This window comes from Lacticaseibacillus brantae DSM 23927 (assembly GCF_001436115.1).
Taxonomy (GTDB): Bacteria; Bacillota; Bacilli; order Lactobacillales; family Lactobacillaceae; genus Lacticaseibacillus; species Lacticaseibacillus brantae.
On record NZ_AYZQ01000004.1, the window covers coordinates 127,911 to 144,354 of the forward strand.

The 16,444-nt window shown below is 48.6% G+C and carries 14 protein-coding genes; 13 read left to right on the forward strand and 1 reads right to left on the reverse strand.

From position 1 onward, the window contains the following. Positions 1 to 3: 3 nt before the first annotated feature. Complete coding sequence (mutL, locus tag FC34_RS08100) at positions 4 to 1,920, forward strand: DNA mismatch repair endonuclease MutL (RefSeq protein WP_057894915.1); 1,917 nt, start codon at positions 4 to 6, stop codon at positions 1,918 to 1,920. Further along, on the forward strand, positions 1,917 to 2,468 hold the full coding sequence (locus FC34_RS08105) for a Maf family protein (protein ID WP_057894916.1): 552 nt from the start codon (positions 1,917 to 1,919) through the stop codon (positions 2,466 to 2,468). Before mutL ends, FC34_RS08105 begins: the two co-directional genes overlap by 4 nt. Before the next feature lie 45 nt (positions 2,469 to 2,513). On the opposite strand, the gene FC34_RS08110 is transcribed toward FC34_RS08105, so the two are convergent. After that, the gene (locus FC34_RS08110) at positions 2,514 to 3,107 is read right to left on the reverse strand and encodes a TVP38/TMEM64 family protein (protein ID WP_057894917.1); all 594 of its coding nucleotides are present in this window, start codon (positions 3,105 to 3,107) and stop codon (positions 2,514 to 2,516) included. Between the two features lie 118 nt (positions 3,108 to 3,225). On the opposite strand from FC34_RS08110, the gene ruvA reads away from it, so the two are divergent. The 11 genes from ruvA to FC34_RS08165 all read left to right on the forward strand — a co-directional run bounded on the left by ruvA (position 3,226) and on the right by FC34_RS08165 (position 16,442). Then, the gene (ruvA, locus tag FC34_RS08115) at positions 3,226 to 3,804 is read left to right on the forward strand and encodes a Holliday junction branch migration protein RuvA (RefSeq protein WP_057894918.1); all 579 of its coding nucleotides are present in this window, start codon (positions 3,226 to 3,228) and stop codon (positions 3,802 to 3,804) included. A gap of 4 nt (positions 3,805 to 3,808) precedes the next feature. Further along, positions 3,809 to 4,813: a Holliday junction branch migration DNA helicase RuvB gene (ruvB, locus tag FC34_RS08120; protein WP_057894919.1), complete on the forward strand. Its 1,005-nt coding sequence runs from the start codon at positions 3,809 to 3,811 to the stop codon at positions 4,811 to 4,813. A 12-nt stretch (positions 4,814 to 4,825) separates the two neighbouring features. After that, the gene (gene queA, locus FC34_RS08125; protein ID WP_057894982.1) at positions 4,826 to 5,860 is read left to right on the forward strand and encodes a tRNA preQ1(34) S-adenosylmethionine ribosyltransferase-isomerase QueA; all 1,035 of its coding nucleotides are present in this window, start codon (positions 4,826 to 4,828) and stop codon (positions 5,858 to 5,860) included. A 42-nt stretch (positions 5,861 to 5,902) separates the two neighbouring features. Continuing rightward, on the forward strand, positions 5,903 to 6,859 hold the full coding sequence (locus tag FC34_RS08130) for a phosphoglycerate dehydrogenase (RefSeq protein ID WP_057894920.1): 957 nt from the start codon (positions 5,903 to 5,905) through the stop codon (positions 6,857 to 6,859). Positions 6,860 to 7,173: 314 nt separating this feature from the next. After that, positions 7,174 to 8,316, forward strand: a complete 1,143-nt coding sequence (tgt, locus tag FC34_RS08135) for a tRNA guanosine(34) transglycosylase Tgt (protein WP_057894921.1) — start codon at positions 7,174 to 7,176, stop codon at positions 8,314 to 8,316. 64 nt (positions 8,317 to 8,380) lie between these two features. Further along, on the forward strand, positions 8,381 to 8,764 hold the full coding sequence (gene yajC, locus FC34_RS08140) for a preprotein translocase subunit YajC (RefSeq protein ID WP_057894922.1): 384 nt from the start codon (positions 8,381 to 8,383) through the stop codon (positions 8,762 to 8,764). 208 nt (positions 8,765 to 8,972) lie between these two features. After that, entirely contained in the window at positions 8,973 to 11,585 is a 2,613-nt protein-coding gene (adhE, locus tag FC34_RS08145; protein ID WP_057894923.1) for a bifunctional acetaldehyde-CoA/alcohol dehydrogenase, read from the forward strand. A 186-nt stretch (positions 11,586 to 11,771) separates the two neighbouring features. Further along, positions 11,772 to 12,413: a metal-dependent transcriptional regulator gene (locus FC34_RS08150; RefSeq protein ID WP_057894924.1), complete on the forward strand. Its 642-nt coding sequence runs from the start codon at positions 11,772 to 11,774 to the stop codon at positions 12,411 to 12,413. A 20-nt stretch (positions 12,414 to 12,433) separates the two neighbouring features. Beyond that, entirely contained in the window at positions 12,434 to 13,924 is a 1,491-nt protein-coding gene (gene zwf / locus FC34_RS08155) for a glucose-6-phosphate dehydrogenase (RefSeq protein WP_057894925.1), read from the forward strand. A gap of 66 nt (positions 13,925 to 13,990) precedes the next feature. Next, a complete protein-coding gene (gene dinB, locus FC34_RS08160) occupies positions 13,991 to 15,094 on the forward strand; it encodes a DNA polymerase IV (RefSeq protein WP_057894926.1) in 1,104 nt (367 codons plus the stop codon). 46 nt (positions 15,095 to 15,140) lie between these two features. Next, positions 15,141 to 16,442 carry a DRTGG domain-containing protein gene (locus tag FC34_RS08165; RefSeq protein ID WP_057894927.1) on the forward strand — a complete coding sequence of 434 codons (1,302 nt, stop codon included), beginning with the start codon at positions 15,141 to 15,143 and terminating at the stop codon, positions 16,440 to 16,442. Positions 16,443 to 16,444 lie beyond the last annotated feature (2 nt).

A 16,444-nucleotide genomic window follows, 5' to 3' on the forward strand; every position in this document is an offset into this window, starting at 1 on the left:
TTGATGTCAAAAATTCATCAATTATCTGAAACACTCAGCAATCAGATCGCAGCCGGCGAAGTGGTCGAACGGCCCGCTTCCGTGGTCAAGGAGTTAGTTGAAAACAGTATCGACGCTGGCGCGACCCAGGTAGACGTTAGCGTCAAAGATGCTGGGCTCGCGCAAATCCAAGTGGTGGATAATGGCGCAGGCATCGAACCTGACGATGTGCCAGTCGCTTTCTTGCGGCATGCCACCTCCAAAATTCTCACCACGCGGGATTTATTTAATGTGCATTCACTCGGCTTTCGAGGTGAGGCGTTGGCTAGCATCGCCGCAGTCGCCAAAGTCAATTTAGAAACAGCGACCACAGCTGGCGTGGGGACCAAGATTCAAGTCAACGGCGGCGAAATTGGGACGCCAGAAACTGCTGCTTTGCGCCCAGGGACGCAAGTGCAGGTAGATGACTTGTTCTATAATACGCCGGCGCGGTTGAAGTACGTGAAGTCCCAGCAGACCGAACTAGCCAAAATCGTCGATATTATCAATCGACTTGCCTTAGCCAATCCACAAGTGGCCTTCACGCTCCGGCATAATGATAATCTGATGCTGAAAACGGCGGGTCATGGTGATCTGCAGCAAACCTTAGCCGGTATTTACGGGGTCACAACTGCTAAGTCGATGTTGGACTTTGAAAGTCAGGATTTAGATTTCAAGGTGCATGGATTTACCAGTTTACCTGATACAACTCGGGCTAGTCGGAATTACTTATCCTTTATGATTAATGGCCGGTATATTAAGAACTTGGCGCTGACTAAGGCGCTTATTGCTGGTTATGGCTCTAAATTGATGGTCGGCCGCTATCCCATTGCAGTCATTGCCATTGAAATGGATCCGCTACTCGTCGATGTGAACGTCCACCCCACGAAGCAAGAAGTGCGGCTAAGCAAGGAAGACAATCTTGCTCAGCTACTTACCCAAGCGGTTCAGGAGCGATTGGCGAGTGAGAATTTGATTCCAGAAGCACTGCATAATTTGCGCGGCAGTAAGCTGGACATGGATCAATTGACCTTTGACTTGAACGCGGCGTCCAATCACGCGCCTGAGCGGCCCGTGTCGCCAGCCCCAATTGCGACCCCGCAACCCACACAGGTCGCAGAACCAGTTGTTTCGCTAGAGACGCCTAGTCAGGGGCTAGCCATCGATGATTTGCCATCGACCCCGATTTTTAAAGATCCGGATCGCTTAGCGGCGTGGGATGCCAAGTATTTACATCCTGCCCAACCAGCGTTCACCGCGGTGGCAGAGCCTGACCCGGCGCCAGTGGAACGCTTTCCGCAATTGCGCTTCTTGGCTCAGCTGCATGGGACATTCTTGTTAGCCGAGAGTGACGAAGGCTTCTATATTCTTGACCAGCATGCTGCCCAAGAGCGGGTTAATTATGAATTCTATCGGGAAGAAATTGGCAAAGTCAGCTCGGCCGGCCAACACTTGTTGGTCCCAATCACCTTGGATTATCCAGCCGACGACGCCGTTACGATTAGGCAACATCGCGATGTGTTAGCAGAAGTGGGCCTCAATCTCGAAGATTTCGGTCAGAATACTTTTGTCGTTCGAGAACATCCCACTTGGTTTAAGGCTGGACAAGAAGAGGACACCATTAGGGAAATGGTCGACTGGGTCTTGCGAGACGGGACAATCAGTGTCGCCAAGTTCCGCGAACAAACGGCGATTATGATGAGCTGTAAGCGGGCAATTAAAGCCAATCATCATCTGGATTCTAAACAAGCCCAGGCCCTTTTGAGTAAGTTAGCCGCGGCTGAGAATCCATTCAATTGTCCTCATGGTCGCCCTGTGCTGGTGCATTTCTCCAATAACGATCTCAATAAGATGTTCAAACGTATTCAAGATGGCCACGAAAGCGGGGAGTTAGACGCATGATTATCTTAGGTAGTCGTTCCCCTCGCCGCCAAGAACTACTGCGCTTAATTGTGCCAGATTTTGAGGTTCAACCGGCCCAAATTGATGAACGCGCATTACCAATTCTGCCGGCGCCAGAGTATGTGGCTTCTCTCGCGGCAGAAAAGGGTGCTGACCTGGCTAAGCGGTATCCGATGGCCACCATTATTACCGCGGATACCATGGTCAGTTATCAGCACCAGCTATTAGGTAAGCCAGCTAATCGCCAAGCCGCTTTTGACACCTTGCACATGCTCAGTGGCCAAGTCCATGAAGTCTATACCGGCGTCCAAGTTTTGCAGCCTAAGCAACCGGCTACCCGAGCAGTCGTCGAGACTAAGGTCTGGTTCTGGCCCTTGACAGCCGCTGAGATTGAAGCTTATCTCGACACGAATGAGTATCGCGATAAAGCCGGTAGTTATGGCATTCAGGGTTACGGTGCCCGTCTGGTCGAACGGATTGACGGGGACTTCTATAATGTGGTTGGTTTACCTGTCAGCACACTTGCTCGCATGCTGAGGGCCAACTAAAAAGCGTGGGTCTAACCTTTTTGAGGCTAGACCCACGCTTGTTTTTTAGAAGAGATTTGTTAACCATTGGACGCCATAAACCAGGGCAAAGCTGTAAGCCGCGATTGTGATGGGTTTGCCCAAGATAATGATCCAGAAGTACTTCACCCAACTCATTTGAGTGAGCCCGGCTAGCAGACAGAGAACGTCGTCTGGGGCCACGGGCATCACGATGGCGATGGCGAAGAACCAATCGAATTTTTGCTGATTTTTGGTGTAGCCGATGTACTTGTCATACGTGGCTTCAGAAATAATGTGCAAGATAAAGGGCTTGCCATAACGCCGTGCTAGCCAGAAGTTGATGAATGATCCAATGCTGATGCCGACGTAGTTATACAAGAATCCCCACCAGGGCCCAAAGAGCAACACGCCCACAGCGGTACTAATCCCTCCAGGAATAATGGGAATCACGACTTGAATAATCTGGACCAGAATAAAGAGGAGGGGCCCAATGAGGCCGGCAGCTAGCAGATAGGTCTGAAAGCTTTCGAGATCATTAAACACGCCTAGCTGCCACCAATAAATACTTAAGCATACAGCAAAGATGAGGCTGACAATAGCGGTTGAATTGATAAGACGACGCGAGGTAGTGGCTGACATCTGAGTCCCTCCTAACTGTCCAGCAGTGGTTAACGTATTATACCAAAGGACGCTAGGAAGGCGCACGAATTCTGTGCTACAATAAACCAAACATATGTACTGAAAAGCGAGGCAAATTATGTACGAGTATTTCAAAGGCACAGTGGCCGCGATTACGCCGGCTTATGTCGTTTTAGACGTGAGTGGGATCGGCTATCGTTTGCTGGTGGCCAATCCTTACCATTATTCAGAAGGCCAGACCACAACGATTTATGTCCAACAAATCATTCGCGACAATGACCAAAGTCTTTACGGTTTCATTGATGCCGAACAAAAAGGCCTCTTTAATCAGTTGCTCTCTGTGACTGGGATTGGGCCTAAGTCGGCCTTGGCAATTCTGGCTAACGGCGACAAGACTACCTTGACTGAAGCCATTGCCAGCGAGAATGTCACTTTTTTGACCAAGTTTCCTGGGATTGGCAAGAAGACTGCCGCTCAGATTGTGCTTGATTTAAAAGGTAAATTACAAGCCGCCCCAATTGAAACGCCGACATCTTCAGCCTCACCAGCTCTGGATGATGCGCTAGCAGCGTTGTTGGCCTTGGGTTACTCAGAAAAAGAAATTGCTCGGGTCCAAAAAGCACTAGCCCAGGAACCTGCTATGGCGACGGATGCTTATTTGCGTACTGGATTAAAAATGTTAACGATTGGGAGGTAATGACGTGGCGGAAGACGATCGGTTGACTTCAAGTCAGGTCAATCCCGACGAAGAACCTATTGAACTATCGTTGCGGCCACAAACTCTGAGCCAGTATATTGGCCAGGAGGCAGTGAAGTCGCAGCTAGAAGTGTATATTCAGGCCGCTAAACAACGGGAAGAATCCCTTGACCATGTGCTACTCTATGGGCCGCCAGGTTTGGGTAAAACCACCCTGGCCTTAGTGATTGCCAATGAGCTGGGGGTCAATATTAAGACAACCAGTGGGCCGGCCATTGAGCGGCCCGGCGATTTGGTCGCCTTACTAAATGAATTACAAGCTGGCGATGTTTTATTCATTGACGAAATTCACCGCCTGCCAAAGATTGTCGAAGAAATGCTCTATTCGGCGATGGAAGACTTTTACATTGATATTGTGGTCGGCCAAGGCCCCACAGCTCATCCGGTACATTTCCCATTGCCACCGTTCACGCTCATCGGCGCCACCACCCGGGCCGGCGTGCTATCGGCACCACTGCGCGATCGGTTTGGGATTGCGGCGCATATGGCGTACTATACGGAGGCGGATCTGACTGCCATTGTGTATCGCTCGGCGACAGTCTTTAATCTGCAACTGGACGATCAAGGGGCGCATGAAATTGCCCGCCGCTCACGGGGGACCCCGCGGATTGCCAATCGGCTGCTCAAGCGGATTCGCGATTTTGCTGATGTTGCTGGGGCCGAAACAGTCTCACTAGCCATCGTTGATCACGCGCTTGACCAGTTACAGGTTGATCAGTTGGGCTTAGATCAGGTGGACCGGAAATTACTGCAGTTCATGATTCGCGATTATAACGGTGGCCCAGTGGGACTGAACACAATTGCCGCTAATATTGGTGAAGAAAGTACCACTATTGAAGAAATGTATGAACCGTATCTCTTACAAATTGGTTTGCTTAAGCGCACACCGCGGGGTCGCCAAGTGACACCCGCTGGTTTCGCGCATCTTGGCTTGCCATACTCTGAATGATTGGAAGGAATTATTGTGCTCACAACTGAAGATTTCGACTATAACTTACCTGAAGAACTGATTGCCCAAACGCCGCTAAAAGAGCGGGATGCAAGTCGCTTACTGACCCTTAATCACACTACTGGTGCGATGGAAGACAAGCACTTCTATGACATTATTGACTATCTGAATCCTGGGGATGCCGTCGTAATGAACGATACCCGGGTGATGCCGGCCCGCTTATATGGCGTGAAAGCAGACACTGGCGCTCACATGGAAGTATTATTGTTGACCAATATTGAAGGCGACAAGTGGGAAACCTTAATGAAACCAGCTCGTAAGGCTCCAGTTGGCACGAAGGTTACGTTTGGCGATGGTTTATTAGTGGCCACAGTTTTGGAAGAACTCGATCATGGTGGTCGGATTGTTGAATTCAGTTATTCCGGAATTTTCATGGAAGTTCTCGAACAACTGGGTGAAACCCCACTACCACCTTACATTAAAGAAAAACTCGATGATCCTGAGATGTATCAAACAGTTTATGCCCGAGAAGTGGGTTCTGCAGCTGCCCCAACAGCGGGGTTGCATTGGACCAAAGAATTGCTGGACAAAGCGCAAGCCAAAGGGGTCAAACTTGTTTATTTAACCCTCCACGTGGGCTTGGGAACGTTCCGGCCTGTGTCTGAAGACAATATTGAAGATCATAAGATGCATAGCGAATTTTACCGTCTGACAGAAGAAGCAGCGGCCGAGTTAACAGCTGTCAAGGCTAACGGGGGCCGCATTATTGCCACCGGGACGACGTCAATCAGGACACTTGAAACCATCGGGACTAAGTTCAATGGCGAAATCAAGGCCGATTCGGGCTGGACTGACATTTTCATTAAGCCTGGGTACAAATGGCAAGTGGTGGATGCCTTTATCACGAACTTCCACTTACCAAAGTCTACATTAGTGATGCTCGTGGCAGCTTTCACTGGGCGCGAGAATATTTTGAATGCCTACCAACATGCCATTGATGAACGCTATCGGTTCTTTAGCTTTGGCGATGCAATGTATATCTATTAAAATAAGCCAGTACCAGACTTTTGGATAAAGGGGTTTTCGCGAATGACAACACTATTAGTCATGCAACTAGCAGATGCAGATGTTCAAACTGTTAAACAAACACTCAGCCAGACACCTAACCTCGAGGTCCTAGTGGCAAGCCAGCCACTCACCGACGCGCAATTAGCGAAGGTAGAGGTGACCCTCGGCTGGGAGCCAACGTTGGGCCAACGCTTGTTAGGCTTACCTCAGTCCCAGCTGAAATGGGTCCAGGCTTTCTCGGCTGGTGTCGATTATTTGCCCCTAGAAGCTTTTGCTAAAGCAGGGGTGATGGTGTCGAATGTCAGCGGGATTCACGCCACACCAATTTCGGAATTCGTCATGGGTGGCTTGTTATACCATACCCGGGGAATTGACTTTGCCGCCGCGAACCAGCAAAAAGCAACCTGGCAGCGGCCCGCTATGCTCGGCGTTTTAGCCGGTCAGCAGATGCTGGTCTATGGGACGGGACATATCGGGCAAGCCATCGCCAAATTGGCCCAAGCATTCGGGATGAAGACTGTCGGGGTCAATCATGATGGCCATCCGGTTGACTTTTTCGACAAAACCGTTGACGACACAAGTAGCTTGGCAGTCGCCGTTGATAGTGACGTGATTGTCAATGTGTTGCCTTTGACGGCCAAGACACACCATTTCTTTAACGCCGAATTCTTTGGGCACTTGAGCAAAAAGCCTGTTTTCGTCAACGTTGGGCGGGGGCCATCTGTCGATACTTCAGCCTTAATTGAAGCGTTGAAGACAACTTTGGCATACGCGGTGATTGATGTCGTTGAACCTGAACCGTTGCCGGCAAATAGCCCCTTGTGGCAGGCTGACAATGTTTTACTGGCCCCACATATGTCAGGGTTGTATACCGACTATGCGAAAGACGCGCTCGCCATTTTTGGCCGCAACTTAGCACAATTTCAAGCTGATGGTACCCTAGTTCAGAATCAAGTCGAACTTGATCGCGGCTATTAACAAGCACACAAAAACAGCGCCGTGAATAACGGCGCTGTTTTTGGAGTAGCAGGGACAAATCAGTTACCAACATCGGTGAAAGATATTCTTCTAACGCATCCCTGCGGCGTACATTAATTGATTAACGATCACATGGTTAGTTTCTAAGTGGTTTATTCTTACAAATAAAACACGTCCCTGCTACCGACTTCATTATACAACGGCCAGAGACGGGATACCATTGCTCAGGCTTCAATCTCTGTTATACTATATCTATTGTTATTTATTCCGCCCGAATCGTGAGACAATCACGTTAAAACTTAAGGAGTTATGTTATGGAACCAGCAGTTAAGTACCGTCTGATTCATCAAGATAAACACTCAGGCGCCCGGTTGGGTGAGATTATTACGCCCCACGGCACTTTTCCGACGCCCATGTTCATGCCAGTCGGCACCTTGGCTAGTGTGAAAACAATGGCGCCAGAAGAACTCGATGAAATGGGAGCCAACATTATTTTGGCGAACACTTATCATCTTTGGTTACGTCCCGGTGAAGAATTGATCGAAGAGGCCGGTGGGCTTCACAAGTTTATGAACTGGGACAAGGGAATTCTGACCGATTCTGGTGGGTTCCAGGTCTTCTCGCTCGCAGAGATGCGCAATATTAGCGAAGAGGGCGTGCGCTTCAAGAATCATTTGAATGGTGCCAAGATGTTCTTAAGCCCTGAAAAGGCCATCGCCATCGAGAATGCTTTAGGGCCAGATATTATGATGAGCTTCGATGAATGTCCACCGTTTTTTGAAAGCTATGATTACGTTAAAAAGAGTGTTGAACGGACCAGTCGCTGGGCCGAACGTGGCCTTAAAGCCCATCAAAACCCTGATTGGCAAGCATTATTTGGTATTGTCCAAGGGGCTGGCTTTAAGGATTTGCGCCAACAGAGTGCTCGGGATTTAGTCAGCATGGATTTCCCAGGCTATTCAATTGGCGGCCTGTCAGTGGGCGAATCCAAAGAAGAGATGAATCACGTCTTGGACTTCACAACGCCACTGCTCCCTGAAAACAAACCCCGGTATTTAATGGGCGTTGGTTCTGCGGATGCGTTGATCGATGGGGCCTTGCGCGGGATTGATATGTTTGACTGTGTGCTTCCAACGCGGATTGCGCGCAACGGGACTGTGATGACGAGTCATGGCCGCCTGGTAGTCAAGAATGCCAAGTATGCGCATGATTTTGGCCCCTTAGATGATAATTGTAATTGCTACACGTGTCGCAATTACAGTCGGGCGTACGTGCGGCATCTGATTCATTCGGATGAGGCCTTTGGGATGCGTTTGGCGACATACCACAATCTCTATTTCTTACTGAACCTCATGAAGAATGTGCGCGAAGCTATTGCCAATGATCAATTGCTTGAATTCCGAGAAGCTTTCTTTGAGGAATATGGATATAACGCGGCTAACGCGAAAAACTTCTAGTACTGGAGAAACAGTGGTCAATCTGTTACAGTGGAAGTTGAAATTAAAAAGATGAGGTGTCTTAATGAACAGTTCAATTAGTATGATTGTGATGTTAGTTTTGTTATTTGGATTCATGTACTTTGCAATGATCCGGCCACAACGTAAGCAACAGCAACAACGCCAAGCCATGCTTAGTAGCATGAAGAAGGGTGATAATGTTGTCACTATCGGGGGCCTACATGGCGTAATCGATTCAATCGACAACGCTAAGCAAACGGTTGTGTTGAATGCTGGCGATGTGTACTTATTATTCAATCTCAGCGCCATTCGTTTGGTTGAAGGCGATCCAGCTACGCAACCAGCAACGCCTGCTGCGACAACAACACCGGAAGCACCAGCAACCCCAGAAACACCAGCTGCATCCGATGCTGACAAGTCTGATGACAAGCCAGCAAACGAAGCCTAATTGTACAATTAACGACACCAGCCTGACGGGCTGGTGTTTTTTTTGGTGTTCAAGCTCAAAAGATAACATGAGTTCTGTAATCGAAATCCTTTGTAATCAACGATTTAAACGGATATGGAAATTTTTCGTGGATTTATTGTTTACTTTTTCACATATTGGGTGTATCTTAGTTCTTGTGAAATGATTAACAAATTTTGGAGGGACAACCATGTTGAAACCAGTGACCGAAACTGAAGTAAAATCTGTCGACGTAGACCAAATGATTGATGAACTTGTCACCAATGCCCACCGGGCGTTAGATGAAATGCGGCATTTTGACCAAGCGAAGATTGACCACATTGTCCATCAGATGGCGATTGCTGGTTTGGATCAGCACATGGAGCTGGCAAAACTGGCCGTTGAAGAAACAGGCCGTGGCGTCTATGAAGATAAAGCAATCAAGAATATGTTTGCCACCGAAGAAATTTGGCATTCAATCAAGGACAATAAGACGGTAGGAATTATCAGTGAAGATAAAGAACGGCAAATCGTCCAAATTGCAGAACCAATCGGGGTCATTGCCGGCGTTACCCCGGTGACGAATCCCACAAGTACGACAATGTTTAAAGCAGAAATCTCAATCAAAACTCGCAACCCAATCATCTTTGCTTTTCACCCAAGCGCCCAAAAGAGTTCCGCCAAGGCACTTGAAGTCATCCGGACTGCCGCTGAAGCAGCTGGATTACCAAAAGGGGCACTGCAATATATCGAAGTGCCAAGCATGGATGCCACCAAAGCGCTAATGACTCATCCTGGGATTGCAACAATTCTGGCTACCGGTGGCCCTGGCATGGTGAAGTCAGCCTATTCATCTGGTAAGCCTGCCTTAGGCGTTGGTGCGGGGAACGCACCGGCCTACATTGAAGCAACCGCTAATATTAAACAAGCCGTGAATGATCTCATCTTGAGTAAGAGTTTTGATAACGGGATGATCTGTGCTTCAGAACAAGCTGTAATTGTGGATGATAGCATCTATAAAGAAGTGCGGGCTGAATTTGCCGCTCAAGGCGCTTACCTAGTTAAGCCAAAGGAAATTAAACAACTTGAATCCACTGTGATTAACCTTGAAAAAGGCGCTGTGAATCCAAAAGTCGTTGGTCAAAGTGCCAACACCATCGCTGAATGGGCGGGCTTAGCGGTGCCTGCGGACACACCAATTTTGGTTGCTGAAATCAAAGATGTGGGTGCCGATTATCCGTTGTCCCGTGAAAAACTGAGTCCCGTGCTGGCGATGATTAAAGCCAGCGGTCACGATGATGCCTTCAAGAAAGCTGAAGCGATGCTCGACTTAGGTGGGCTCGGCCATACCGCAGTCATCCACACCAAGGATGACGAGTTAGCCTTGAAGTATGCTGATACCATGCAAGCCGGCCGGATTCTGGTTAATACGCCGTCAGCCTTGGGTGGGATTGGCGACTTATATAACGAAATGATTCCTAGTTTAACCTTGGGTTGCGGCTCTTACGGAGGTAACTCAATCTCCCATAATGTTGGGACGGTTGATTTGCTGAATATCAAAACCGTGGCCAAGCGCCGTAACAATATGCAGTGGATGAAATTGCCACCAAAGATTTATTTTGAAAAAAACTCCGTGCGATACCTGGAGAAAATGGAAGGTCTGAAGCGGGTTTTTATCGTCGGGGACCGCGGCATGGAGAAACTTGGCTACATCAAGACTGTTGAAGATGTTTTAGCTAACCGCAGCGAACCAGTGCAAGTCCAAACCTTTGTGGATGTCGAACCTGACCCAAGTACCGATACTGTGTACAAGGGGGCCCAAATGATGGAAGACTTCCAGCCAGATACGATTATCGCCATTGGTGGGGGCTCAGTGATGGACGCAGCCAAAGGGATGTGGCTCTTCTACGATGCCAAAGATGCTGATTTCTTCGGCGCCAAGCAAAAGTTCTTAGACATCCGGAAGCGGACCTACAAGTTCCCTAAGTTGACCAATTCACAATTGGTCTGCATTCCAACCACCAGTGGGACTGGCTCTGAAGTGACGCCATTTGCGGTCATCACGGACTCAAAGACCCATATTAAATATCCGTTGGCTGACTATGCCTTAACCCCAGACGTGGCGTTAGTGGACAGCCAATTTATCGAAAGTGTGCCACCGGTTGTCGTAGCCGATACCGGCCTTGACGTGCTGGCGCATGCAACAGAAAGTTATGTCTCTGTGATGGCGACCGACTACACCCGGGGATTGAGTCTACAAGCCATCAAGTTAGTCTTTGATAACCTGGAAGCTAGCTACAAGGGAGATCTTGAAGCCAAAGCACGGATGCACGACGCATCCACAATTGCGGGGATGGCTTTTGCCAACGCCTTGCTCGGGATTAACCACAGTATTGCTCACAAGTTGGGTCAAGAATTCCACCTACCTCATGGGCGTTGCATTGCGATTACAATGCCCCACGTTATTCGTTTCAATGCGAGTCAACCAAAGAAGCGGGCCATCTGGGCGAAGTACAACTACTTCCGTGCCGATGAAGACTACGCCACAATTGCGCGGTATCTCGGCCTCAAGGGGAACACCACCGCGGAACTGGTTGAAGCATATGTCCAGGCGATTATCGATTTGGCCCAACGCGTTGGGATCAAGATGTCCTTGAAAGAGCAGGGCATCTCTAAGAGCCAATGTGATCAAACTGTGGACCAACTCGCAGAATTAGCTTATACCGATAATTGTACGGTCACGAACCCGCAGGAACCATTGATTCGCGATTTAAAGAACATCATTTTAGCTGAATATAACGGCCCGGAAGTCGCCGACTACTAAATCCGGCCTAAAGTAAACAGCCTCACGACTAATGCTGATTGTCGTGAGGCTGTTTTGCTGTTCTTCCTTAAGTTATTAAAATAATTATCAGTTTTTAGGGCCAGTGAAGAGGCAGGAGGGCTGTTTTTTTATAGCGAATCGTGCATAATAAGAACAGTAAATGTTGTTGAAAAGTAAGGAAGGCTTATGACTCCAAATAAAGAAGATTATTTAAAACTCATCCTAGAATTGGGTGGGGACACTGATTTAATTTCGAATAAACAAATTGTTGATGGCCTCCATGTTTCTGCAGCGTCTGTGAGCGAAATGATTAGCAAACTCGTTGAGCAAGCATACGTGACGCATACACCATACCAGGGGATTCATTTAACGGAGACCGGCCGACTCGCTGCAGCGTTGTTGGTTCGTAACCATCGCTTGTGGGAAGTTTTTCTGGTGGCAGAACTCAAGTATCCTATCGACGCGATTCACAGTGAAGCCGAATCATTGGAACATGCGACCACGGCAGAAATGGCCAATCGGTTGGCCGCACGGCTGAATTACCCGCAGTTCTGTCCCCATGGCGGTGTTATCCCGGATGCGAATGGCCAGTTCCAACCGCAGAGTCGTTTGCGATTAGCTGACCTAGAAGTCGGTGATACTGTGATTTTAGATCGATTTTTGGACGAAGCAGCCCTGATTGATTATATTGCGCGGCTGCATATGAAAATCGGCGATCAATTTACTGTGACCGCAAAGAGTGACACAGCGTTCACATTAGCGTTAGAATCTAACCGGACGGTCCAGTTTGACCGCAACCAAAGTGCACACGTTTTTGTTCAACGATAAGACGCAAAAGGTGGATTAATATGACTGAGAAAAAAGCAGTAATTATTCTTTTCGGTGGTTCAGGTGACTTGGCAAAGCGCAAGCTCTATCCCGCATTGTTTCAATTGTTTGTGCGCGGTGATTTACAAGAGCACTTTGCTGTCATTGGGACAGCTCGCCGGCCATGGAGCGACGAGTACTATCAAGAAATCGTGACGGCCGCAGTGACAAATCTGCCTCAAGCAACGACCAAGCAAGTCAAAGCATTTGCTTCACATTTCTACTATCAATCACACGACGTCACAGACTCCGCTCATTATGTGACACTCAAAACGTTAGCCGAAAAGCTGGATAAGCAGTACGACATTGGTGGCAACCGGATTTATTACATGGCGATGGCGCCCGAATTCTTTGGGGTCATTGCTGGGCACATTAAATCTGAGAATCTGTTAACTCCCGATGGGTTTAATCGGCTCGTCATTGAAAAACCATTTGGTCACGATCATGCCAGTGCCAAAGAACTGAATGATTCAATTAGTGCTACTTTTGACGAGAATCAAATCTACCGGATTGACCACTATCTTGGTAAAGAAATGGTCCAAGGCATTTTAGCACTACGTTTTGGGAACCAGATTTTGGAACCTTTGTGGTCAAAGGATTACATCGATAATATCCAAATTACCTTAGCTGAAGCAGTGGGGGTTGAAGAGCGGGCCGGATATTATGAAAGTTCAGGTGCCTTGCGCGATATGGTCCAAAACCATATCATGCAACTGATGGCTTACCTGACCATGGAGAAACCAGACACGTTCAGTCCTGAAGTGGTCCATAAGGTGAAGGACGCCCTGTTCTCATCTTTACACCGTTACACCCCTGAAGAAGCGGCTCAAAACTTCATTCGAGCGCAATACGTCAGTGCCGATGTCAATGGCCAAACAGTTAATGGCTATCGTCAAGAAGACGGTGTGGCAGAAGACTCAATGACCGAAACGTTTGTGGCTGGGAAGTTGCTGCTTGATACGCCTCGTTGGGAAGGCACACCAATTTACCTGCGGACGGGCAAACGCTTGACTCGTAAGTCAACTCAGGTGACAGTCACTTTTAAACCGGTCGCCAATAATATTTTTGCGACTGACGGTGAACCTGCTGCACCCAATCGCCTCACGATTTACGTTGAGCCCACTCAAGGCTATCGTTTAGAAATTAATGGTAAGACCTTGGGACAGACGTTTGCCCTAAGCCAGGAGTCTCTTGACTTCCGGCATGACGATGCATCGGTTGCCAAGGCGCCTGAAGCGTACGAACGGTTATTATTGGACGTTTTACGTGGGGATCAGACCAACTTCACTCGTTGGGCAGAACTTGATCAGTCTTGGCAGTATGTTGATGTGATTCGCCAGGCTTGGGATGCGACTAAAGCAATGCCAACATATGCGGCAGGGACGATGGGCCCGCAGGCTTCAATGGATTTGCTGACTGATAGTGGCCGGGATTGGGCCTTTAAACCAACCCATATTAAATTAGCTGATTAATCAGAAAGGTCGGGCCTGATGCGAATCAGGTCCCGGCCTTTTTTGCGGTTAGAAAGGAGGCGGGCCATGTCCCTATTTGATTTACCTTTGCAGAATAACACCAGTCGCAAAATCATTCATGTGGACATGGATGCGTTCTATGCCTCGATTGAAGAGCGGGACAATCCTGCCTATAAAACCAAAGCATTGGTGATTGCTCATGATCCAAGACAAACAGGCGGAAAGGGCGTTATTACAACGGCAAATTATGTCGCCAGGCAATACGGGGTGCATTCCGCCATGCCCTCCCGGGAGGCCATCCGTCTCATTCCTAAGCGCCAGCTGGTTTTCAAGACGCCCGATTTCACCAAATACCGGGCTGTTTCTAGCCAAATTCATGAGCTTTTCCATCAGGTGACGGACCTGGTTGAACCGGTTGCCTTTGACGAAGCCTATCTCGATGTGACAGCGAATCCGGATTTCAAGAATACAATTAGCTTGGCATTGTGGTTACAGCAGCAGATTTATGCGGCCACACAATTGACGAGTTCCGTTGGGATTTCTTACAACAAGTTTATTGCCAAGCAAGCCAGTGATTACAACAAACCCGCTGGCCGCACAGTGGTAATGCCGGAACAGGCTTTGGCTTTTCTTGATCGGCTGCCGATTGGTCAATTTCGGGGTGTTGGCAAGAAGACTTTGCCGAAATTAACCGATTTAGGCGTCACCGATGGCGCTGGCCTTCGGCAATTATCGCAAGACCAATTAATGCAACTTTTTGGCAAAATGGGGTTTGTACTTTATCAACATGCTCGCGGCATTGATAACCGGCCAGTCCAGGTGCGGACGGCCAAGTCGATTGGCAAAGAGCGCACATATGGCGCTGTTCTGACGACTGAGGCTCAGGTCCAGGACCAACTGGAATATTTGGCTGGCCTCGTTGCGCAAGCTTTGCAGAAGCAACAAAAGCATGGCAAAACCGTCGTCTTAAAAGTACGCGATCGGGATTTTAATACCTTGACGAAACGGTTGACCGAGGACATTTACGTCCGTGATCAGCGTGCAATCTTGGCAGCAGCCCGGAGTCTATGGACCCAGGTGAAACCCGATGAACTCGCGATTCGTTTGCTGGGCATAACCATTACCAATTTGGATCCCATGGCCTTTGAAAATCTTGATTTGGACCTCTAGTTATCCACAGGCTATGTTATACTCAAAGGAGTATGGAGGCGGACGTATGGCAACGAAGCATGAACAAATTTTAAACTACATCGTTAAACTGGCGGTGGGCGACAAAATTTCTGTGCGCTCAATTGCACGCGCGCTCAATGTCAGTGAAGGCACCGCTTATCGGGCAATTAAAGAAGCTGAGAATTCTGGCATTGTCTCGACGATTGCCCGAGTGGGGACCATTCGGATTGAACAGCGGCCAACCAATGCAACTGAGCAGTTGACTTTTGCTGGGTTGGTTGAGATTTTGGATGCCACGGTCCTTGGCGGACAAGCCGGCCTGCCGAAGGGCTTAAATAAGTTTGTTATCGGGGCAATGACGGAACCTGCAATGTTGCCATACATCTCGCCCAACTCGTTAATGATTGTCGGTAATCGTGAAGATGTACAGCGATTAGCGCTCAATAATGGCGCCGCGGTCCTGATTACTGGGGGCTTTAATACGAGTCAGCGCATCATTGATCTGGCCGAACAAAAGGCGCTACCTTTGCTCAAGACCAGCGATGACACCTTTACCGTCGCAACCATGATTAATCGGGCCTTGTCTGACCAAGCGATTAAACAAGACATTCTGACGGTTGCGGCCGTTTATACACCCAAAACCAGTATCCAGACCTTGTTCCCCACAGATACGGTTGCTGACTACTGGCAGCGCGCGCAAGCTGTCCCTGGGACGTTGCCGGTGATAACGGCAGATAATCGATTGGTTGGTTTAGTGAATCCGCGGTTGTTGGCTGATAAGAAGCCTCAGGTCCAAATCGAGCGCGTGATGCAAAAGAATCCGCCAACCGTTAAGCCGTATCTCAGTGTGGCTGCGGTTGGCCATAGCCTGCAAGATCGAGGTTTAGACCAATTGCCAGTCGTCGATGACAACTGGCAATTGCTCGGCGTGGTCACTCGAGAAGATGTGTATGCAGGGTTAGCCACGCGTGACCACTCAGATAGTGGGGCCGTTACATTTGCTGATCAGGTAGCGGCGTTATTGGAACCGGATGCGACTCGGCAAACCTTCAGTTTCCATCCAACCCCCGTCCTGACACACTTGGGAACGCTGAGTTTTGGCGTGCTTGGGGAAGTGATCAATGCTGCGGCAACTGAGTTCTTGCAGTTTAGTGGCCATAGTAACGTTTTAATCCAGCAATATACCGTTCAGGCTTTTCGACCGATTCAACTGGAATCGAACGTTTTGATTCAACTGCGGCCATTGGATGTCAATCTCACCACGGCAACATTAGACTTAGATATTTTTAGCGACGGCCATCAAGCGGCAAAGGCTATTTTGACGTGTCAGTTACTCGAAAGGAATTAATG

Excerpts from the sequence above, each read along its gene's own strand:
- mutL (WP_057894915.1), top strand. The coding sequence starts at position 4 with ATGTCAAAAATTCATCAATTATCTGAAACACTCAGCAATCAGATCGCA.
- FC34_RS08105 (WP_057894916.1), top strand. The coding sequence starts at position 1,917 with ATGATTATCTTAGGTAGTCGTTCCCCTCGCCGCCAAGAACTACTGCGC.
- FC34_RS08110 (WP_057894917.1), bottom strand. The coding sequence starts at position 3,107 with ATGTCAGCCACTACCTCGCGTCGTCTTATCAATTCAACCGCTATTGTC.
- ruvA (WP_057894918.1), top strand. The coding sequence starts at position 3,226 with ATGTACGAGTATTTCAAAGGCACAGTGGCCGCGATTACGCCGGCTTAT.
- FC34_RS08130 (WP_057894920.1), top strand. The coding sequence starts at position 5,903 with ATGACAACACTATTAGTCATGCAACTAGCAGATGCAGATGTTCAAACT.
- tgt (WP_057894921.1), top strand. The coding sequence starts at position 7,174 with ATGGAACCAGCAGTTAAGTACCGTCTGATTCATCAAGATAAACACTCA.
- yajC (WP_057894922.1), top strand. The coding sequence starts at position 8,381 with ATGAACAGTTCAATTAGTATGATTGTGATGTTAGTTTTGTTATTTGGA.
- adhE (WP_057894923.1), top strand. The coding sequence starts at position 8,973 with ATGTTGAAACCAGTGACCGAAACTGAAGTAAAATCTGTCGACGTAGAC.
- FC34_RS08150 (WP_057894924.1), top strand. The coding sequence starts at position 11,772 with ATGACTCCAAATAAAGAAGATTATTTAAAACTCATCCTAGAATTGGGT.
- zwf (WP_057894925.1), top strand. The coding sequence starts at position 12,434 with ATGACTGAGAAAAAAGCAGTAATTATTCTTTTCGGTGGTTCAGGTGAC.
- dinB (WP_057894926.1), top strand. The coding sequence starts at position 13,991 with ATGTCCCTATTTGATTTACCTTTGCAGAATAACACCAGTCGCAAAATC.
- FC34_RS08165 (WP_057894927.1), top strand. The coding sequence starts at position 15,141 with ATGGCAACGAAGCATGAACAAATTTTAAACTACATCGTTAAACTGGCG.